Source organism: Cyanobacteria bacterium GSL.Bin1 (assembly GCA_009909085.1).
Taxonomy (GTDB): domain Bacteria; phylum Cyanobacteriota; class Cyanobacteriia; order Cyanobacteriales; family Rubidibacteraceae; genus Halothece.
The window spans coordinates 1-20835 of sequence record JAAANX010000029.1 but is presented as its reverse complement, the minus strand read 5'-3'; the positions used below and the strand labels follow the sequence as shown (position 1 = coordinate 20835).

The window sequence follows — 20835 nt, the reverse complement described above, 5'->3', positions numbered from 1 at the left end:
TTAGAGAACAAATCAGGAAGTTATCAATCTCAGGGGTATTGAACCCCCTCGATTGATGGCGATTCATCTATCGACTAAGCCTAACGGCTGTAGTCGTAGGATTCTCGCCTATTTTGCTAAATCAACTTAATGTTTGAGTAGGAATCTGGCTGATTACTAGGTCTGAATCTTCACTTCAGTCAGCAAAAATTTTACAAATACTTTTCTAAAAATACTTTTAATTTCTCTTTGGTTTCAGTGGGGGCTTTATCCAGTGGGGTTAAGATTGCATATTTCAGTGCCGAGTGAGCTTCAGAAACCGGTGGATTCTCATTAATCCGACGCACGGCTTCTTTGATCACCTTTTGTGCATTCACGGCGTTCTTTTTGAGATAGGCGATCACCATCTCAACTGTGACACTACCATGGTCATCGTGCCAACAATCATAGTCGGTTACTAACGCCAGCGTTCCATAAGCAATTTCGGCTTCTCGGGCAAGTTTCGCTTCCGGCAAGTTGGTCATCCCGACCACTGCTGCCCCCCAACTGCGATAGAGATAAGACTCCGCTTTTGTCGAAAAGGCGGGTCCTTCCATACAAACATAAGTGCCACCGCGATGCGGTGTGACATTTTCTAACTCCAGATGGGAAATGGAATCATAAAGAATATCTCCTAACTTTTCACACACTGGATCGCCAAAGCCAATGTGTGCCACAATGCCATCCCCAAAAAAAGTATTAACGCGATCGCGCGTGCGATCAATAAACTGATCGGGAATCACCATATCTAAAGGTTTAACCTGTTCCTTAAGAGAGCCGACAGCAGAAGCAGAAATGATATATTCTACTCCTAGTTGCTTCATCGCGTGGATATTTGCCCGAAAGGGTAACTCTGTGGGCAGCAAGTGGTGATTGCGTCCATGGCGGGCGAGAAACGCCACCCGGGTTCCTTCTAAGGTGCCAATAATAAAAGCATCGGAGGGGTCACCAAAGGGGGTTTTTAACTGGACTTCTTCCACATCTTGTAGGGCTTCCATTTGATAGAGTCCACTACCGCCGATTACACCAATTTTTGCTTGCGCCATGACTGAGTTTTTTGAGTGCAGAATAGTACATTAAGTTATTTTAGGAGACTCAGCGATCACTGACCAGTGAGTTAATTAGGAAAGAGGAAACTAGATTCACTCCCCACTTACTAATTGTTCCTAATAGTCTGTCAGGTTTGAAATGATGGGTTGAGTTGGGAGAGGGGAGACAAGGAAGACAAGGGAGAAAAGATCAGCACACTCATCCCTCAAAACAAAATTGATCGCCCACTAATGACGAATAACGAAACCTAAAATTATGCAAAACCAAGACCAATTACGTTCAACTCTCCAGCGATTGGATAACGCAAGTTACAAAGCCTATAAAGAGATTAAAGGGCGTTATGATTTCATTGATTTCACTCTCATCATTGACTATGTGCAAGGGGACCCTTTTGCCTCTCCCTCACAGTTGCGAGTGCAAATTCCTCAAGCCATTGCTGGATTTCCTGAGTTTCTCTATCAGTCTGCGAGTCGGGAAATTGCCTTGCGAGATTATCTCACACGCCAATTTCGCCAAGTTGCCGGAAAAATGACTTCGTCACGGGGAACCGGAAAAAGTGGTTTAATTGCGATTACGAACGTTGGACAAGAAATTATCGAACGTAGTTCGGTCCTGGTGGATGAAGAAAAGGTAGAAGTGCGCTTTATTGTTGGCTTACCCGCGAAAGGACGGCGCATTTTAGGTCGTCAAGCAGCAGCAATGTTAGGTGAGGATATTCCAGAAATTGTGGATCAAGCCCTGATTTATCAATCTTTAAGTCCAAAAGCCATTCGTCATCATGTGGAAACGGCTGAAGATGCCGACTGGTTGCGGGCACAGTTAGCGCAACAGAATTTAACGGCATTTGTTCCCAATGGCGCAATTTTACCGCGTCGTAGTGGAGTGGATGACCGTCCGTTAGCGGATCAAAATGTGGTTCCTTTTCAGTCGCCACCGGAGTTAACGGTCAGTTTCGATTGTCCCAATCGCGGAACCGTTGAAGGCATGGGCATTCCTGAAGGGATTACGTTAATTGTCGGCGGTGGTTATCATGGCAAATCGACGTTGTTACAGGCGTTGGAATTGGGAGTCTATAATCATATTCCCGATGATGGACGAGAATTAGTGGTCACGAACCCCGCTGCAGTGAAGATTCGCGCCGAAGATGGCAGAAATGTAGTTGGGGTTGATATTTCTCCGTTTATTAATCAGTTACCCCAAGGGCGATCCACCACTGATTTTTCCAGTACGAATGCCAGTGGCAGTACTTCGCAAGCGGCAAATATTGTTGAGGCGTTAGAAGCGGGTGCGAAAGTGTTATTGGTGGATGAAGATACAACGGCAACCAATTTCATGATTCGTGACCATCGGATGCAGCAGTTAATTAGTAAAGAGAAAGAACCGATTACGCCGTTTATTGATAAGATTCAACAGCTTGATCAGGATTATCAAGTTTCGACCATTCTTGTGATGGGAGGCAGTGGCGATTATTTTGATATGGCAGATACCGTAATCGCGATGGAGAATTTTCAGCCTTATGAAGTGACGGAAAAAGCGAAGTTAATTGCCCAAGAAAATCGCACCGAACGTGCTGCCGAAGGGGGAGAAAGTTTCGGAAAAATTACACCTCGGATTCCCCTTCCCGATAGTATTGATCCCAGTCGGGGCAAAAAAGATGTTAATGTAAAAGTCCGCGATGATGATGAGGTGTCTTTTGGCAATGAAGAGATTGATCTGGCAGCGGTGGAACAGTTAGTGGATAAGGGACAACTGCGCGCGATCGCGGCAGCCATTGTTTATGCTAAGAAACAGTATTTGGATGGCAAACGCACCCTCCCTGAAATTTTAGACTTAGTTTTAGCGGATATCGAAAAGAAAGGATTAGATATCGTGACCCCTTCCCCGCAACACGATTTAGCTTATTTCCGACGGTTTGAACTGGCAGCAGCTTTGAATCGCTTACGCACCTTAGCGGTTAAAAGTGATTAAGTCACAGCAGAAATAAATCATTTGTAAGTATTAAATGTGAGCTATAATTAGTTTCTTGATTATTCAGAGCACTTCCGAGCCAGACGCATTGCTGCATTTTCTCGCAGTTGATTGAGGTATTCTTCTAAAACGAACAGTTGGGGGAAGTTGAGAGAATAGTAGACCCAACGTCCCTCTTGGCGCGATCGCGCTAGGTTCGCTTCTCTTAAAATTTTGAGGTGAAAGAATAACTTGGATTTAAAAAAACACACCATTTTTGTTCTTAAAATCACTCTAAAATTGGCAGCCGTAGTGGTTCTGATAAGGCTTGAAACCCAGCCCTAATTAAATTTAAGTCAACTTCTGATGACGTTAACATTGAAAGATCCAAAGCCCAATGGTTGCTTGTTGGTTAACAGCAGCTGCCAACCGGTAAACTATAAGCACAACGATGTATTGGAACAATTAACGTGAATTTAGACGTTTGGCCAGGAAAACCAACTCCTTTAGGGGCAACATGGGATGGTGAAGGGGTTAACTTTGCAATTTTTTCGGAAAATGCAACCGAAATTGAACTCTGCTTATTCACGCTACAAGATCACGAAATTCGTCTCCCTTTAAGAGAAGTGCATAATCATGTTTGGCATGGTTACATTCCGGGATTACAACCTGGACAACGTTACAACTACCGGGTTCACGGGGACTATCTGCCAAAACAAGGGCATCGGTTTAATCGCAAGAAACTTTTGCTAGATCCTTATGCCCGGGCGATTATGGGTGATATTGGCTACGGAGAAGAAAGCTTTGCTTATCCTTGGGATGCAGAAGAAAAAGATTTAGCCTGTTCCAATATGGATGATAGCCATTTGATTCCCAAGTGTGTTGTTACCAATCCCTTTTTTGATTGGGAAGGCGACCAACTGCTACAAATTCCCTGGCATGAAACCATTATCTACGAAGTTCATGTGAAAGGGTTTACCCAACAACATCCCAAAATTCCGAAACATCTGCGGGGAACCTACGCGGGCTTAGCCCATCCCACCGCCATTAACCATCTTCAGTCTTTAGGAATTACAGCGGTGGAGTTATTACCCATCCATCATTTTTTAGCCTCTCCTGGACATCTCGTTAACAAAGGACTTCGCAATTATTGGGGATATGATTCGATTGGCTACTTTGCCCCTTATTCCGGATATAGTGCTGCTGGTAGTAGAGGCGAACAGATTAAAGAATTTAAAGGCATGGTCAAGGCACTGCATCAAGCAGGGATTGAGGTAATTCTTGATGTTGTCTATAACCACACTGGAGAAGGCAATCACTTTGGACCAACTATTTGTTTTCGGGGCATTGATAACGCTGCTTATTACCGCTTAGTTAAGGATGATTTACGTTATTACATGGACTTTACTGGCTGTGGCAATTCTCTCAATGTCCGTCACCCGCAAATTTTGAAGCTAATTATGGACAGCTTGCGCTATTGGGTGCAAGAAATGCACGTGGATGGCTTTCGGTTTGATTTGGCCTCGGCATTAGCACGAGAGTTGTATGCGGTTAATAGTTTGGCTGCGTTCTTTGATATTATTCATCAAGATCCGGTCCTCTCGAATGTGAAATTAATTGCAGAACCGTGGGATGTGGGGGAAGGCGGCTATCAAGTCGGCAATTTTCCGTTACTCTGGTCCGAATGGAATGGGAAATATCGGGATACGGTACGCGATTTCTGGCGCGGCGAAGAGCATACCTTAAGTGAATTTGCTTACCGCTTTACAGGTAGTTCAGACTTATATCAGGCCAATGGCAAACTCCCTCACGCCAGTATTAACTTTATTACTGCCCATGATGGTTTTACTCTACGTGACTTGGTGAGTTACAACGAAAAGCATAATCATGCTAATGGGGAAGATAACCATGATGGAGAAGATCACAATCGGTCTTGGAATTGCGGGGCAGAAGGAGAAACTGATGACCTAGAAATTTTACAGCAGCGATCGCGCCAACAACGTAATTTTCTGACCACCCTCATGCTATCGCAAGGGGTTCCTATGTTACTCGGCGGTGATGAAATGGGACGGACCCAACAGGGGAACAATAATGCCTACTGCCAAGATAACGAACTCACTTGGTTTAATTGGGACTTATCCGCTGAAAACAAAGAATTACTAGCCTTTACCCAAGAATTAATTGCCTTTCGCCAGCAACATCCGGTTTTTCATCGTCGAAACTGGTTTCAAGGTCGTGCGATTCATGGCTCAGAAGTTAGGGATTTAGGGTGGTATCATCCTGATGGAAGTTATTTAACTGAAGAACAATGGCTGGAAAATCAATTGACAAAAGCGATTACCGTATTTCTGAATGGAAAAGAATTATCCGCACCGGATCCTCGTGGAAAACGGTTCCTGGATAATAGTTTCTTATTGTTTTTCAATAGTAATCATGAAGAAATGACCTTTACCCTGCCACAGGCATTGCAACCCTGGTCTTGGCAAGCGGTCATTGATACCAATCAACCGCGCTTATTATCAGGAGAAACAGTTTACACTGGAGAAGAAGATATCCTTGTTCAAGCTTTTTCCTTACTAGTATTAAAAGCAGATTAGTCATCCAACTATCGAGCAATTTACTCATTCCGACCTTCAAATTTGCTGTTCTCGGGTTGTTTTAATGAATGAAAATTCTATATGATAAATTGGTTTAGGTTAATCATTTCTCTATTTTTCCTGTTATCCTTATCCAGTTGTACAACCAGGACACAACTCCATCAACTGTCTAATCCGACTGAAAACCAACAGTTTCTCCTCAGAAAAAGATTCGTTGGCAAACCCACCTCTGGCTTATTGATTATGGGTAAAGGATATGTTGATGGCGAAGCGAGAATTGCTTTAGTCTTAGAGGGAAAGGTTTATAAAACCAGAGTCGTTTCAGGGAATGTTAAGTTTCAATGGCGAGAAAATTGGCGTGATGACCGCGCTATTCTGCGCTATCAACCCCTCTCTGTCACGGAAGGGAATTTAAGATTTAGTGTAACTTTTATGGATTAAAACTCATGAAACGTTTCAAGTTACTTGTACAATCACTGCTATTAACTTTCACAGTGATTATCACTCTTTTTTTCTCTAGTCAAACCTCTGTTATCGCTGAACAAACGACAGTGATTGTCGATTTTTACTACAGCAAAACTTGTCCCCATTGCGTAGCCGAAAAACCACTCCTGAATTATATTGAACAAAACAATGAAGGGATAAAGGTTAACAGAATTGAAGTAAGTGAACAACCAGAAGTTTGGCAAAACTATTTACAAGAAAATAATATTCAAGCAACAGGTGTTCCGCGAACTGTGATCGGCGATCGCGCTTTTATCGGCTATAGCGAAGAGCAAGGAAAATTAGAATATAATTCCAGCTATAAAGCCTATATCGGCTATAAAAATCAAATTATTAATGCCATTGAAGAAGAACTGAACGCCCCTCTCAATATCCCTGAAAGTAAGGATAAAGTACAAGAAGAAAAGTCAGTTTCTACTTTACCTTGGTCGGTCTTTTTCTTACCACTTTTATATGCTATTAGCTATCCCTTTTTTAAAGGAAAATTATCAACTGCGCAACGTCAACGGTACTGGATTGGTGGGTTATTAGGGATTACGTTCTTGAGTGTTTTTTCCTTTATTGTTTTAACACCTGACGCCGTTATTCAAAACCTCGCTGGTGGGTTACCTTTCCCTTTATTTGTAAGCGTAATCGCTTTTGCTGACGGGTTTAATCCCTGTGCCTTCACCGTTTTAATTATCCTGCTTTCTCTGCTCACTTATACCAAGAGTAAAACGGATATGACCATTGTGGGATCGACCTTTATTTTGACCTCAGCTGTGATGTACTTTGGTTTTATCATGGCGATGGTTTTGGTGGGATCCTTCTTTTTAGAACAATATGGTCCAATTGCACTAGTGATTTTAGGCGCGATCGTAACGGCAGCTGGCATCATTAATATTAAAGATTACTTCTTCTTTAAGCAATCAATTTCTCTTTCTTTATCGGAACAACAACAGTTAAAAATTACAAAAAGAGCCGGAGGAATTGCGAGACAATTGAACCGGGCTAAAGTTGAATCCAAGCAATTTTGGCTTGCTTTAGGAGCAACAATTTTGCTAGCCATTTTTGTGAATATTATTGAATTAGGGTGTACCGCAATTCTCCCTGTTGTTTACATGACAACTTTAGTCAATCACTGCACAACAAATGTCGGATTCTGTTATACAACTTGGACGGCTTTATATGCTCTTATTTATATTCTGCCACTCCTAGTAATTTTAGTGAGTTTTATCTATTCTTTCCAATCCTCTCGTTTAAATGAAGATCAAGGACGAATTTTGAAATTATTTTCTGGTGTATTTATGCTCTTATTTGGCTTAATTATGTTGATCAAACCACAGCTATTAATGCTAGGTTAAATCAATCAGTTTTCTAAGGATTAGCAATAATTTTAATGAGCCATTTCACTAAAATCATTAGAAGTAAATAAACAATCATGGCAAAGAGAACGTTAATGTCAAAAACATTATTGCCACCATTAAACTGTATCGTCCCAAACAAATTAGAAAAGGGAGCGGAAAAAGGTTCAGAAAGGCGATAAATAAAGTTAGCAAAAATGTTCTCACGATTAGCCCCAGTCACTAACAGGAGAAATCTTAATCCTAATAATATTTCTAAAGCAGCAACCAAGTAAGATACACTTTGACTAAATTTTCGAGAAATCGTAATTCTTTGCGCTTTTTGGATCTTTTTTTCTTGTTGAATTAAACGTTCTGCTTCTGCCTCCTGCTCAGGTGAGATATTAGAGCCAGTTTTTGTGTCGTTATTTTCATTTGTCTCATTGAGATCATCGGGTTCTTGTTCGTGTTTTGGATCATTGGAATGGGTCATAATAGTTAATCTCAAATTAAAGTGCTTTGATTTCCTCAGTTTGATCAGAGGATTACTTGAATTTTAATCTGTAGCTCGTTCAGAATTCCACTGATCATGATTAAAATCAATGAAAATAAATTCTCGTAAATAAAAAATAGAGAATAATTTAGGATTATTGCTAGAGAGTAGTTAAATCCAGACTCAGCATTCGAGCCTCCGTTTTTCACGGGCAATAATAGATAGGATAGAGAATGAATCAGTTGTCAATCAGCATCATCATCTAAACAATGTCAATTCTCAGACTCGAAAAAATTAGTAAAACTTATGCCACCGGAGAAGTCCTCAAGGATGTTAACTGGGAAGTCAAAGCTGGAGAACGGCTTGGACTTGTTGGGGTAAATGGTGCGGGAAAAACCACCCAACTGAAGATGATTATGGGCAAAACTGAACCAACCACTGGGGAAATCATTCGTCCTGCTGCTTTGAAGATTAGTTGTTTAAGTCAAGAATTTGACATTGATCCGAACTTAACGGTTAGACAAGAACTATGGCGAGTTTTTGAACAAGCGAACGAAGTTCAAAAAAACCTGGAAAAAGTACAGCAACAAATGGAAACCGCAGAACCAGAGGAACTCGATAAACTGATTCGGAAATTGGATCGCTATCAGCAAGAATTTGAAGCCCAAGATGGCTACCAACTGGATACTAAAATCAGTTGTTTATTGCCAGAATTAGGATTCATTCCCGAAGACAGCGATCGCGCGGTAACCAGTTTTAGCGGCGGTTGGCAAATGCGGATTTGCCTGGGGAAAGTGATGCTGCAAGATCCCGATGTTCTGCTTTTGGACGAACCAACGAACCATCTCGATTTAGAAACGATTGAATGGCTGGAACAATATCTCAAAAATTTGACCACACCAATGGTGATTGTCTCTCATGACCGAGAATTTTTAGATCGTCTCTGCACTCAAATTGTCGAAACTGAACGGGGGATCTCCACAACCTATCTTGGGAATTATTCCAGTTATCTAGAACAAAAAGAATTTAATCGGCAAGCCCAAATGAGTGCTTACGAGCGTCAACAGAAAGAAATTGCTAAACAAGAAGAATTTATCGAGCGCTTTCGTGCCAGTGCTACACGTAGTACGCAAGCCAAAAGTCGAGAGAAACAACTGGAAAAAGTTGAAGAAATTGAAGCCCCAGACGCGAAAGTCAAAGGTCTTCAGTTTCGATTTCCCACTGCCCCTCGCAGCGGCCAAGAAGTCGTCAAAATTGAAGATTTAACTCATACTTATGATGATAAAATCCTATTCCTCGGTGCTAATTTATTAGTTGAACGCGGCGATCGAATTGCCTTTTTAGGTCCCAATGGTTCTGGAAAATCCACCATTCTCCGCTTAATTATGGGTCTAGAAACGCCCACCGAAGGAGCGGTTAACTTAGGTCAACACAATGTCATTCCCGGCTATTTTGAGCAAAACCAAGCAGAAGCCCTTGACCTGACCTTAACGGTTGAGGAAACAATTCAAAAAGCGGTCCCTGATTGGAAATATGAAGACATTAGAGCTTTACTAGGCAAGTTCTTATTTAGCGGGGATACAGTGAAGAAAAAAGTTGCGACTCTCAGTGGTGGTGAAAAAGCCAGACTTGCTCTTGCCAAAATGCTCTTACAACCGGTTAATTTATTAATACTAGATGAACCGACCAACCATTTAGATATTCCGGCAAAAGAAACGATTGAATCCGCTCTCCAAAACTATGATGGGACAGCGCTTATTGTTTCTCACGACCGCTATTTCATCTCGCAAGTGGCAACAAAAATTGTCGAAATTAGTGAAGGGGAATTAGTCGTTTACGAGGGGGACTACCACTATTATTTAGAAAAGAAAGAAGAAGCCGCTCAAGCCGTTCGCATAGCTGAAGAAAGAGCACAAGCAGAAGCAAAACAGCAAGCCAAACGGGAGAAACAAAAACAAAAGGAAAAAGAGCGCAAAGCGGCGAAAAAAGCGAAGAAAGGAAAGTAATTATAATTAACTCCCCATTCCCCATTCCCCATTCCCCATTCCCTAATGACCAATGACCAATGACCAATGACTAATGACTAATCAACTTTTGCCGATTCGGATCCCCCAGTTGTACAGCAACATTCTGATCAAAAGGAATTAACTGCCAGTAGCCTTGTAAGTTTTGCAAGAGTTGATCTTGTTTTCGGCGGAAGGTATCAAGATTGCCATTTTGGTTAATAATTGCAAAATAAACCCGTCCGTGACGTTCGGTGTTCATTATTCCCGCTAGAGCGCTGACATTCCACAAGCTTCCGGTTTTGACAGGAATCCCTTGCGGGATAGCGCGATCGCGCACGGTTCCGGTTTGAATCCCAGCGACGGGTAAAATTTCCCCCAGATGACTGCCTTGGGCTGCTAATTGTTGCTGCATGACCTGGAGCATTTTGGCTACTGCTCGCGGCGATAAGCGATTATCCACGCCTAACCCCGAACCATTGCTCAGTTGGACTTCGGGTGAGGAAACACCAGTAGCTTTAGTAACAATAGCTTCCACTTGTTCCACCCCACCGACCGATCGCGCGATTAATTCGGCGAGTTGATTGTTACTGTAAACGTTCATTTGTTGCAGAATTTGTTTGAGCGGTAAGGATTGATGGCGAATGAGGGGAGTCGTATTGGGAAAATCCGCCGTTTTCTCCACGATCACTGTTCCAGCAATTTCCACTTGCGGGCGAGGTGTTGCCGAAGGAAGGGTTTGGTACTGCTGCTGGGCTGCCTTGGACCAGCGTTGGAAATTGAGCCCTTGCGCTAAAAGTTGAGCCGATTTTTGGGGACTGGCCTCGTAATTCATAAAAAAATCGCCGGTGATGATTAAATCGCCTGTTACAGCTTGAATCCCCAGTTCATTTAAGCGATTGCCCAGCGCGATCGCCTCTTCCCAGACAAAAAACGGATCGCCACCTCCCTCAATAATTAAATTTCCTTGCAGTACTCCCGCTTGCATCACACCCGTGTGCTTGACTCGGGTTTCAAACTGATAATTGCTCCCATAGGTTTCTAAAGCCGCTAAGCTGGTTGCAATCTTCGTTAAAGAAGCAGCTGACTGCGGAATCGTTCCTCGATGATCCGCAAAAGTCCACCAATCTGAGGCCAACCAAATTCCCTGCGAATTCGTTGCAACTCGCAATTGAGATAAATTTTGTAAATAGTTTCCGATTGTCTTGTCAATCCTTGGCTCAGGATCATGAGGCAGGGAAAATAGAGCTAATTCCTCCCAAGCTAGCTCCTGCACCGGTGTCACAGGAGGAGGCTCCGTTCCCCATCCTCGTAAGATCCCAATTAACCCACTCCAAACAATTAAATTCCAGATCATGCTCAACCACCATTAGCTTCATCAAGGAGAAGCCTCACGTCTACCAAGCAAAGCGGAGCAAGTGAAGCTCAATCCCCATTTTTGGATTCTGGGGCTTCGTAATTTCTCAAAGGTAATTTTAACCATTCTTCGAGCATCAGCAGCCCAGAGGTCAATGGCAAAGTTATCAGTGCATGCAGCACTCACATTCAGAAAATTTTCCATTACCTAGAAAACCCTACTAGTCAGTTGTGCCAACAACCTGTAATCTATCTTAGAGAGACATCGGTTTATTGTTTTCACTTAAAATTTAACTGTTTAGTTTTAATTTCCGCCCCCAAAGGGCTTTTTAAAATCCTCAACGTTTCTACTAATTTGATTTATGGGATCGACTCGCGCAAAAATTGCAGTTGACGCCATGGGAGGCGACCATGCTCCCGGCGAAATTATCACAGGGGCTATCCGAGCCACAGAAGAACTTGACGTCGATATTCTTTTGGTTGGCGATCCTGCACAAATTCAGCCCCACCTCGAATCATCAGGCAGTGCCACCAATCCTCATCTCGAGATCGTTCCTGCCGATGGAGTCATTGAAATGTCAGAAGAACCCATGGCAGGGCTGAAGCGGAAACGCCAAGCTTCCATCAATGTGGCAATGGACATGGTCAAAGCAGAACGAGCCGAAGCTGTAGTTTCTGCGGGACATTCCGGCGCTGCCATGGCAGCAGCATTGTTACGATTAGGACGCTTAAAAGGGATTGATCGCCCAGCAATTGGTGCCATTCTCCCGACACTCATTGCTGGAAAATCAGTGATTATCCTGGATGCTGGCGCAATGGTGGACTGTCGTGCCAAGTATTTAGAACAATTTGGTTTGATGGGAACCGTTTACAGTCGGTATGTTCTAGGGAATACGGAACCGAAAGTCGGACTCCTGAATATTGGTGAAGAACCTTCCAAAGGAAATGAAGCATCGATTCGCGCTCACCAGTTAATGAGTGCTAATCCACAGATTCCTTTTGTTGGCAATGCGGAAGGACGAGATGTCTTGTCAGGAAACTTTGATGTCATTGTCTGTGATGGGTTTGTGGGAAATGTTGTCCTCAAGTTTGCAGAAGCAATTGGCGAAGTTCTACTTAATATTCTCAAAGAAGAGCTTCCTCAAGGCTTAAATGGCATGGTGGGAACAGCTTTACTCAAACCCAATTTAAAACGGATTAAACAACGGGTCGATCATGCTGAACATGGGGGCGCGTTATTACTGGGGGTGGATGGGATCTGTATGATTAGTCATGGCAGTTCCCAAGCGCCTTCGATTTACAATGCCATTCGCTTGGCTAAAGATGCTGTGGATGAAAAAGTTTTAACTCGTCTTCGTTCCTATACTACGGTTTCCGCAGAAGCAAAAGAGACGGTAGAGCAAACGTCAATGTCTGATTCGACTGTGAGTAGCCAACCCCCCGAAGCCTAAAGGAGAAGCATGAGGAACGGATTATATTCAGCAGGAATTGCGATTACAGGGAGTGGCTCTGCAACACCGTCGGGTCAGTTAACGAACGAAAATTTAGCGCAGATGGTGGAAACCTCTGATGAGTGGATCACGACTCGCACCGGAATTAAACAGCGTTGTGTTGCGGCACCGGGAGAATCCTTAACTGATATGGGAGCAACAGCAGCCCGTCAAGCCCTCGCCATGGCAAAAGTGGATCCCCAAGAAATTGATTTAGTCATTTTAGCCACCTCAACCCCCGATGATTTATTTGGCAGTGCCGTGAGTGTACAAACGGCAATTGGTGCCACTCACGCGGTTGCCTTTGATCTCACCGCTGCTTGCTCTGGTTTTGTTTTTGGTTTGGTGAATGCGGCTCAATTTATCCGCACCGGTGCCTATGAAAAAGTCTTACTCATTGGAGCCGATTTACTCTCCCGTTGGGTGGATTGGTCGGATCGCAGCACTTGCATTTTATTTGGAGATGGTGCAGGGGCAGTGGTGATTGAAGCAACTGCTCCTGAGCGCGATCGCTTGTTAGGATTTGAATTGTGTAGTGATGGTAAACTCAGTCATACCTTGAATTTGTCTCATCAAGGAACGGATAAGAGTCTAATCAATTCGATTCAGGTGAGTCAAGGGAATTATCAACCGATTACGATGAAGGGAAAAGAAGTTTATCGGTTTGCGGTGGAAAAAGTTCCGGAAGTGATTTCTAAAGCGTTGTTTCACGCTGATTTAACAGCAGAACAAGTGGACTGGTTGCTACTCCATCAGGCCAACCAACGGATTATGGATGCAGTGGCACAGCGCTTAAATCTGCCCTTAGAACGGGTGATTAGTAATTTAGCCAGTTATGGCAATACTTCAGCAGGGTCAATTCCGTTAGCCTTAGATGAAGCCCAGCGAGCTGGGAAGCTAAAATCAGGGGATATTATTGCGATGTCTGGCTTTGGTGCCGGGTTAACTTGGGGAAGCGCGATCGTACAATGGCAAATTGAACCTTAAGAACTGTATTGTAAATAACCAATTAAAATGAGCAAACTGGCTTTTGTTTTTCCCGGACAAGGCTCCCAAACCGTTGGCATGGAGGCAGATTTAGTAGAAACGTCTCTCGGTAAAGACCGATTTGAAAAAGCCGAGGAGATTTTAGGTTGGTCTGTTCTCGATACCTGTCGTCAAGATGAAGCCAATCTTTCCCGCACTTTCTATACCCAGCCTTGTCTCTATGTAGTGGAGTCGATCCTAATTGACCTTTTAATTGATGAGGCGGGTTATCTGCCCCAGTATGTTGCCGGTCATAGCTTAGGGGAATATAGCGCTTTATATGCCGGTCGTGTCTTTAGTTTTGAAGCGGGGTTACGGTTAGTCCAACAACGGGCAAAATTAATGGATACCGCTGCGGGTGGCAAGATGGTAGCGCTGATGAAGATTGATCGCGCCCAATTAGAAGCAGCCCTTGATAAAAATAATGATGCTGTACTGGCAAACGATAATAGTCCGCAGCAGGTTGTTATTTCGGGAACGCCAGAGGCTGTAGATGCTGTATTAGAGGAAGTGAAAGCAAAACGAGCAGTTCCCTTAAACGTCTCTGGAGCGTTTCATTCTCCCCTCATGGACAGCGTCGCCCAAGATTATAAACGACTCCTCGATGAAGTCTCCTTTGGCGAGGCAATTATTCCGGTCTTGCCGAATGTTAATCCGGTTCCGACCATTGAGGCAACAGCACTAAAAACCCATCTGATGGAACAAATGACAGGAAGAGTGCGTTGGCGAGAAACGCTGCTTAAATTGGCTGAGGAAAACGTTTCCCAACTGATAGAAGTGGGACCGGGTAATGTCTTAACCGGCTTATGTAAGCGCACTTGTCCTGATATTGAGTTGCAGAATATTTCTCGTGCTGCTGAGTGCAAGCTGATGAGAAGCTAACCCGAGAATGCCGTGGATCTTTCAGTCCTTTTAGTGTTTTCTTTGCGTGATCCTTAACAGGGATCACGTTGATCATCAACGGATTTTACGGTTTCTCGAATCTCCTTGACAGCGTTATGATTGCCTTGTCTAAGCTAACCGGCGCTGTGTGGGCTAGAACAATGTATGCCAAGGAAATTCCGCTGTTTTGTTTCGCTTATATCATTGGTCTTTTAATTGCCTCAGGTTTTGAGCAATATGGGCTAACGATTACACTGACGATATTTATGGGAGGGGCAATTTTACTAAAAGTTGCCCCAATTGATAATGGGTGGGGCTTGCAATGGCGCACCGGATTAGCGGTTAGTTTAGTGGCGATTATTGCATTTTGTTCTTTCTCGATTCGTTCTCCCAAGTTAGTAGGAAGTGATATCAGTCAAATCATTCCTGAAGGAGAAAATGGCATTGTCGTAACCGTAAAGGGAAAAATCTTAGACGCGCCAACTCTCAATCGCAGTGGTCAATTAAGGTTTTGGTTAAGGGTAGAAGCGGTTAAAGACCAAATTGGACAACAAACGGGAAAACTTTATACAACGGTTCCCGCTACATTGGAGGAGCAACTGAATGCTGGTTCAAGCATTGAAGTAACTGGCTATCTTTATCAACCGTCTCCCCCCAAAAATCCCGGACAGTTTGATTTTGGCAATTATCTGAAAGAAAATGGTGCGTTTGCCGGAATCAGTGGGCGAGAGGTAACGGTTATCAAAGAAAATAATTGGGGATTTTGGCAATTACGAGACAGAATAGTTAAGGTTCATCAGCAAGCCTTAGGCAGTCCCCAAGGAGAACTGGTCAGTTCAACCGTTTTAGGGCGCAAAGCGGTCAATTTACCCTACGCCATTCAGGATCAATTTCTCAAAGCGGGGCTCGCTCATTTTTTAGCAGCATCTGGGTTTCATGTTTCGCTCTTGCTCGGCGTTATCTTAGGAGTGACTCAACCGTTCAAAGTTTCGCTACGCTTTGCACTGGGGTTAGGTGTTTTAATGCTTTATGTGGGGTTAACGGGCTTACAACCTTCAATTTTAAGAGCAAGCTTAATGGGCGTTGCGGGATTGTTGGGATTACTGACGGAACGGAAAGTGAATTCAACGCGATCGCTGCTCGTTATTGCAACCCTTTTATTATTAATTAATCCCTTATGGGTCACTGACCTGGGGTTTCAATTTAGTTTTTTAGCAACCTTAGGGTTAATTATTACGCTTCCGGTTTTATTGGAAAAGTGGGATTTTCTGCCACCCACACTTGCCTCTTTAATCGCAGTTCCGATTGCTGTCTTTCCTTGGGTTTTTCCGTTACAATTGTTTCATTTTGGAACTGTTGCCACTTATAGTATCCTCCTCAATGTGATTGTGACGCCTTTTGCCGTTTTTATTATTTTAGGTGGTATGATTAGCGGGTTTGTGGGTTTAATAATACCGAGTTTGGGAAGCGCGATCGCGCTACTACTTTCCCCCTTCGTGCAGGGCTTAATGGCTTTAGTCTCTGGGTTTAATCAACTGCCCGGAAGCTATTTATTATTTGGAAAAGTTGCATTATGGCAATTAATTGGCGTGTATGGTTTGATTATTTTTGTTTGGCAGTTTCCTAAAGGAAAACAGCTGTGGCAAGGGGTCACACTTGTCGCGATCGCGCTGATGATTCTACCGATTATTAATCAAAAACTTTCCTTAAGACAAATGACGGTTTTTGCCACGGATCAACCCGCTGTCATCTTAATTCAAAATCGAGGTCATATTACGCTAATTAATTGTGGGGAGGAAGCAACCATTCGCTATACTCTTGTCCCCTTTTTACAGCAAGAAGGCATTCAAACCATTAATACGGCAATTGCACTGGATCCTCAGAACCAATGGCAAGTTTTAAGTCAAGTGGTTGATCTCAAGCAATTATTTTATTCCCCCCTTCTCGAAAATGAAATTCAGGAAAAATCCAACGCCAATTTCACGTCTAAACAAGCCATTTCTGCTCATACAAATCTAGTCAATCAACAAAATCTCAACATCAAACAATCCACTCCGATGTTACTCACCCTTAATTGGGACCAGAAACAATGGGGCATTTTACAACATCCCCGTCACAGTCTTCCCACTGTTACTGCTGATGTTAATCAAATTGATATTTTGTTATGGCAAGGGCAAGGAATCAGTCAGAGTTGGTTGGAAGCAGTCGGATTAGAAAGCGCGATCGCGGTAACGAATCAAGTCTCCGAGGAACTGCAAGCAAGCCTGACTCAAAAAGAGATTGATTTCTACGTCACCGGACAAAACGGGGCCATTCAATGGACCCCTCGTCGCGGTTTAAAGACGATGTTGGACTAACGCTAAGGCTTGTTCAACCACTTCTGCACCCGAGTGAGATTCACACCCTTTTTCCGTGAGATAGCGCCGCCAAGCTTTTGCCCCCGGTTGTCCATTAAATAAATGGATTAGATGGCGCGTTATCCGGTTGAGTTTGATGCCCTGACTGACCCAATACTCAACATAAGGAAGCATGGCGGTTACCACATCTTTCATACTGCTAGAGGGGTTTTCTTCTCCATAAATCGCTTGATCCACCGCAGCGAATAAATAAGGGTTATCATAAGCCGCCCGTCCAATCATCACCGCATCAACCTGCTGCAAATGGTCTTTAATTTCAGAGAACGTTTTGATCCCGCCATTCATTTCAATAAAAAGCTGGGGAAAGTCCTGTTTGAGACGATAAACATCGGCATAGCGTAAGGGGGGAACATTGCGGTTTTCTTTTGGACTCAAGCCCTGTAACCATGCTTTACGGGCATGAATTGTAAATCTCCCACAGCCAGCATTGGCAACGGTTTTCACAAAATCTGCCAGATCTTCATAGCGATCGCGCTCATCAACTCCAATGCGATGCTTGACGGTAACGGGCAGATCGACCGCCTGTTGCATCGCCTCTACCACCCGCGCCACAATCTCCGGTTGTGCCATTAAGCACGCGCCAAAGTTCCCGCTTTTGACTCGATCACTGGGACAGCCCACATTGAGATTAATCTCATCGTAGCCCCAATCGGCAGCAATGCGAGCACATTCGGCAGCTTGTTCAGGATTATCTCCGCCAATTTGCAACGCGAGGGGATGTTCTGCTGGGGAAAAATCTAATAGTTTAGCGCGATCGCCATTGATAATCGCTGGTATCGTCACCATTTCTGTATATAGCAGAGTTTGACGCGTAATTTGCCGCATCAAATAGCGAAAATGGCGATCTGTACGATCCATCATGGGTGCCACACTCAGGGGATTCCCCTTGACAAGATCAGAGGGCTTAAATTTTGGCTTAGTTTGAGTGGAGGGGGTGAGTAAGCTGGTTTTCATCATTAGTTTGGACGAATGGAACTTAATGCTTAAGATAGGGAATGGGCACAACAATCAATCAATGATAGTCTGTTATCCTACTCATTTTTTTGGACAACTTTTACGATGGAAGCTCAATATGGCAATTGAAAACTTGAAACCTGCTGGTAGAGACACCGTTATTCCTTATAGCCCTTATGCTCCAAAAGAAAAAAGCTGGTTACCCTTAGCGATTAGCCTCTATAAAGAGGGAAGATTAGAAGGGCAACGACCGATTGAAGGGGGAAAACCGATTCCTTTTATCGCAACCTGGACCATCTCTTCTCTTCCCTTAGAGCAAACTCGTTTTCGCTTACAGTTTGAAGGCAGTGCCGAGCACAGCTATGAGATTAGCCTACAAAATGCTGACTTCATTTGTCACTTAATTAGTGTGATTAAAAATTACCATAAAGAAGGGGTTGTGGATTTTCCCAAAGACCTCTATCGGATGTTACTGAAAATTTCCACGTATTAGAACTTTAGAAATTTTCATAGGACGCGATCGCGCTTTCTAGTTTTCCGATCGCTTGTCCTACCGCCATACTCCCTAACTCACCCGAAGCCCGCGTGCGAACACTCAAGCTATTGCCTTCCACTTCTTTTGCCCCTACCACTGCCATCACAGGGACTTTTTGCTTCTCGGCATTGCGAATTAATTTGCCTAAGCGTTCTCCACTCAAGTCAGCTTGGGCGCGAATCCCCGCTTGCTGCATTTGCGTTGCCACTTGTTGGACAAACTCGTATTGTTCCTGGCTAACCGGTAATAAGCGAACTTGTTCCGGGGCTAACCACAAGGGGAAATCACCAGCATACTGCTCGATTAAAATACCGATTAAACGTTCCACCGAACCAAAGGGCGCGCGGTGAATCATCACAGGGCGTTTTCTGGTTCCATCTTCCGCCATGTAAGTTAAATCAAAGCGTTCGGGCAGATTATAATCCACTTGCACGGTTCCCAATTGCCACTCTCGTTCGAGAACATCTTGGAAAATAAAATCGAGCTTCGGACCATAAAAGGCTGCTTCACCAACTCCTTCAAAATAGTCCATGCCCAATTTTTCCACAGCGCGGCGAATCGCATTTTCGGCTTTATTCCAGGCTTCATCCGATCCAATATATTTATCCAAATTGGGGTCGCGGAAGCTCAAGCGAGCTTTAAAATTCGTCAATTGCAGACTCTTGAAAACCGAAAGAATTAAATCCACCACACTGAGAAACTCATCATCGAGTTGTTCTGGGGTGACAAATAGGTGAGAGTCATCAACGGTAAAGCCGCGCACTCGGGTTAATCCCCCCAATTCTCCCGATTGTTCATAACGATAAACCGTTCCAAACTCAGCCAAGCGGATGGGGAGATCGCGATAGGAATGGAGTTCGTTCTTATAAATTTGGATGTGAAACGGACAATTCATGGGCTTGAGAACAAACCCTTGTTCCTCGGCAGCGGCTTTTTCATCTTCTGCCATTAACGGGAACATATCTTCATGGTAATTTTGCCAGTGTCCGGAAGTTTTGAATAAATCAACTCTAGCAATATGAGGGGTAACAACAGGAGAATAACCCCGTTTGAGTTGTTCCTGTTTGAGAAAGTCCTCTAACAGCGTCCGTAACATGGTTCCCTTGGGCGTCCATAAGGGTAACCCCGGACCCACCACATCGCTAAATAAAAAGAGTCCCAGTTCTTTGCCCAGACGACGATGATCCCGTCTCAGGGCTTCTTCCTTCCGTCGTTTATATTCTGCTAGCTGTTCTGGAGTTTCCCAAGCGGTGCCATAAATCCGTTGTAGCTGTGGATTATTTTCATCACCGCGCCAATACGCCCCCGCCACGCTTTCGATATCAATTGCTTTCGGGTTGAGATCGCCAGTGGTTTCCACGTGGGGACCAGCGCACAAATCCCACCATTGTTCCCCTAAATGATAAATACTGATGGGACCGTCTTGGATGTCACTAAGAATTTCCAGTTTGTAGGGTTCTTGGAGTTCTTCAATCCGTCTTTGGGCTTCTTCCCGACTCACTTCTTCCCGAATCACCGGCAATTTTTGTTTAATAATTTTCACCATCTCTTTTTTGATGGCTTTTAAGTCTTGTTCGGTGAAAGGTTCGGGTTTATCAAAATCATAGTAGAATCCATTTTCTGTCCAAGGACCAATCGTCACTTGTGCGTCAGGAAACAACCGTTGCACTGCCATTGCCATAACATGAGAAGCGGTGTGGCGAATCCGTTTCAGTTTTTCAGACTCGCTGGTTTTTGGCAGTTTGATCGGTTGAGATTCTTCCGGTGCTACGGGCGATTCTACACTAGACATTGTAATTTTTAGGTTGAATTGATTAAGGAACGACCAGTGCTAGTTTATTGAGAACAACTTAGTTTGCCATTCCGATTGCATGGGGCTGAAATCATGATTGGAACAACAGAAACTAGCGATCATATTCTAGCTTACTTAAGAAGATGACCCCAATTGCACTCTATCGAGAAGAACGGACATCGTCGTCGGTCAGTTGGGAAATGATGGGTTGAGGAGAGACAAGGGGGACAAGGGAGGTAGGGGGGATAAGGGAGACAAGGAGACAAGGGGACAAGGAGAATCTTTGATTCCCGATTCCCGATTCCCTATTGCCTAGCGCGTTTTATTCCCATTCTTGAAAGCGGGCTCGCCAGGTTTGAAACGTAGAAATCATCCGATCGCGCTGAGACTCAAAACTGGCAGCGATCGCGATGAGAACAATTCCGGCTACTAGCGCGATCGCCCATTTC

At 43.8% G+C, this 20835-nt stretch carries 15 protein-coding genes and 1 pseudogene; 10 read left to right on the top strand and 6 right to left on the bottom strand.

Annotated elements, in window-relative coordinates; translation table 11 throughout:
- Positions 1-191: 191 nt before the first annotated feature.
- Entirely contained in the window at positions 192-1064 is an 873-nt protein-coding gene (locus GVY04_01515; GenBank protein NBD14851.1) for an S-methyl-5'-thioadenosine phosphorylase, read from the bottom strand.
- 259 nt (positions 1065-1323) lie between these two features.
- Here GVY04_01515 and GVY04_01510 point away from each other — a divergent pair, with 259 nt between their 5' ends.
- Complete coding sequence (locus GVY04_01510) at positions 1324-3036, top strand: ATPase (protein NBD14850.1); 1713 nt, start codon at positions 1324-1326, stop codon at positions 3034-3036.
- A gap of 59 nt (positions 3037-3095) precedes the next feature.
- On the opposite strand, the pseudogene GVY04_01505 reads toward GVY04_01510, so the two are convergent.
- Positions 3096-3394, bottom strand: a pseudogene (locus GVY04_01505) (transcriptional regulator).
- 91 nt (positions 3395-3485) lie between these two features.
- On the opposite strand from GVY04_01505, the gene glgX reads away from it, so the two are divergent.
- From glgX to GVY04_01490, 3 genes are all read left to right on the top strand, one after another.
- Positions 3486-5612: a glycogen debranching protein GlgX gene (glgX, locus tag GVY04_01500; protein ID NBD14849.1), complete on the top strand. Its 2127-nt coding sequence runs from the start codon at positions 3486-3488 to the stop codon at positions 5610-5612.
- Between the two features lie 81 nt (positions 5613-5693).
- Entirely contained in the window at positions 5694-6053 is a 360-nt protein-coding gene (locus GVY04_01495) for a hypothetical protein (protein ID NBD14848.1), read from the top strand.
- Positions 6054-6058: 5 nt separating this feature from the next.
- The gene (locus tag GVY04_01490) at positions 6059-7459 is read left to right on the top strand and encodes a glutaredoxin family protein (GenBank protein NBD14847.1); all 1401 of its coding nucleotides are present in this window, start codon (positions 6059-6061) and stop codon (positions 7457-7459) included.
- 13 nt (positions 7460-7472) lie between these two features.
- Here GVY04_01490 and GVY04_01485 read toward each other — a convergent pair whose 3' ends face one another.
- Positions 7473-7931 (bottom strand): YggT family protein, encoded by a 459-nt coding sequence (locus GVY04_01485; protein ID NBD14846.1) that lies wholly within the window; start codon positions 7929-7931, stop codon positions 7473-7475.
- A gap of 275 nt (positions 7932-8206) precedes the next feature.
- Between GVY04_01485 and GVY04_01480 the strand changes: the two genes are divergently transcribed.
- Positions 8207-9937 carry an ATP-binding cassette domain-containing protein gene (locus GVY04_01480; GenBank protein NBD14845.1) on the top strand — a complete coding sequence of 577 codons (1731 nt, stop codon included), beginning with the start codon at positions 8207-8209 and terminating at the stop codon, positions 9935-9937.
- A 70-nt stretch (positions 9938-10007) separates the two neighbouring features.
- Here the strand turns inward: GVY04_01480 and GVY04_01475 are convergent, their stop codons facing one another.
- Complete coding sequence (locus tag GVY04_01475) at positions 10008-11288, bottom strand: D-alanyl-D-alanine carboxypeptidase (protein ID NBD14844.1); 1281 nt, start codon at positions 11286-11288, stop codon at positions 10008-10010.
- Positions 11289-11652: 364 nt separating this feature from the next.
- Here GVY04_01475 and plsX point away from each other — a divergent pair, with 364 nt between their 5' ends.
- From plsX to GVY04_01455, 4 genes are all read left to right on the top strand, one after another.
- Positions 11653-12741: a phosphate acyltransferase PlsX gene (gene plsX / locus GVY04_01470; GenBank protein ID NBD14843.1), complete on the top strand. Its 1089-nt coding sequence runs from the start codon at positions 11653-11655 to the stop codon at positions 12739-12741.
- A gap of 9 nt (positions 12742-12750) precedes the next feature.
- Entirely contained in the window at positions 12751-13767 is a 1017-nt protein-coding gene (fabH, locus tag GVY04_01465) for a beta-ketoacyl-ACP synthase III (protein NBD14842.1), read from the top strand.
- Positions 13768-13794: 27 nt separating this feature from the next.
- Positions 13795-14688, top strand: coding sequence for an ACP S-malonyltransferase (gene fabD, locus GVY04_01460; protein ID NBD14841.1), 894 nt, complete (start codon positions 13795-13797; stop codon positions 14686-14688).
- A 161-nt stretch (positions 14689-14849) separates the two neighbouring features.
- Positions 14850-17045 carry a DUF4131 domain-containing protein gene (locus GVY04_01455; GenBank protein NBD14840.1) on the top strand — a complete coding sequence of 732 codons (2196 nt, stop codon included), beginning with the start codon at positions 14850-14852 and terminating at the stop codon, positions 17043-17045.
- Here GVY04_01455 and dusA read toward each other — a convergent pair.
- Entirely contained in the window at positions 17025-18059 is a 1035-nt protein-coding gene (gene dusA, locus GVY04_01450) for a tRNA dihydrouridine(20/20a) synthase DusA (GenBank protein ID NBD14839.1), read from the bottom strand. The genes GVY04_01455 and dusA overlap by 21 nt on opposite strands.
- Before the next feature lie 118 nt (positions 18060-18177).
- On the opposite strand from dusA, the gene GVY04_01445 reads away from it, so the two are divergent.
- Entirely contained in the window at positions 18178-18552 is a 375-nt protein-coding gene (locus GVY04_01445; protein NBD14838.1) for a hypothetical protein, read from the top strand.
- Between the two features lie 4 nt (positions 18553-18556).
- On the opposite strand, the gene GVY04_01440 is transcribed toward GVY04_01445, so the two are convergent.
- The gene (locus tag GVY04_01440; GenBank protein ID NBD14837.1) at positions 18557-20386 is read right to left on the bottom strand and encodes a threonine--tRNA ligase; all 1830 of its coding nucleotides are present in this window, start codon (positions 20384-20386) and stop codon (positions 18557-18559) included.
- Between the last annotated feature and the right edge of the window lie 449 nt (positions 20387-20835).

What these genes read in the sequence shown, in the direction of transcription:
- GVY04_01515 (NBD14851.1), bottom strand. Translation starts at nt 1,064, where the DNA reads ATGGCGCAAGCAAAAATTGGTGTAATCGGCGGTAGTGGACTCTATCAA.
- GVY04_01510 (NBD14850.1), top strand. Translation starts at nt 1,324, where the DNA reads ATGCAAAACCAAGACCAATTACGTTCAACTCTCCAGCGATTGGATAAC.
- fabD (NBD14841.1), top strand. Translation starts at nt 13,795, where the DNA reads ATGAGCAAACTGGCTTTTGTTTTTCCCGGACAAGGCTCCCAAACCGTT.
- GVY04_01485 (NBD14846.1), bottom strand. Translation starts at nt 7,931, where the DNA reads ATGACCCATTCCAATGATCCAAAACACGAACAAGAACCCGATGATCTC.
- dusA (NBD14839.1), bottom strand. Translation starts at nt 18,059, where the DNA reads ATGAAAACCAGCTTACTCACCCCCTCCACTCAAACTAAGCCAAAATTT.
- GVY04_01495 (NBD14848.1), top strand. Translation starts at nt 5,694, where the DNA reads ATGATAAATTGGTTTAGGTTAATCATTTCTCTATTTTTCCTGTTATCC.
- plsX (NBD14843.1), top strand. Translation starts at nt 11,653, where the DNA reads ATGGGATCGACTCGCGCAAAAATTGCAGTTGACGCCATGGGAGGCGAC.
- GVY04_01445 (NBD14838.1), top strand. Translation starts at nt 18,178, where the DNA reads ATGGCAATTGAAAACTTGAAACCTGCTGGTAGAGACACCGTTATTCCT.
- GVY04_01455 (NBD14840.1), top strand. Translation starts at nt 14,850, where the DNA reads ATGTATGCCAAGGAAATTCCGCTGTTTTGTTTCGCTTATATCATTGGT.
- fabH (NBD14842.1), top strand. Translation starts at nt 12,751, where the DNA reads ATGAGGAACGGATTATATTCAGCAGGAATTGCGATTACAGGGAGTGGC.
- GVY04_01490 (NBD14847.1), top strand. Translation starts at nt 6,059, where the DNA reads ATGAAACGTTTCAAGTTACTTGTACAATCACTGCTATTAACTTTCACA.
- GVY04_01440 (NBD14837.1), bottom strand. Translation starts at nt 20,386, where the DNA reads ATGTCTAGTGTAGAATCGCCCGTAGCACCGGAAGAATCTCAACCGATC.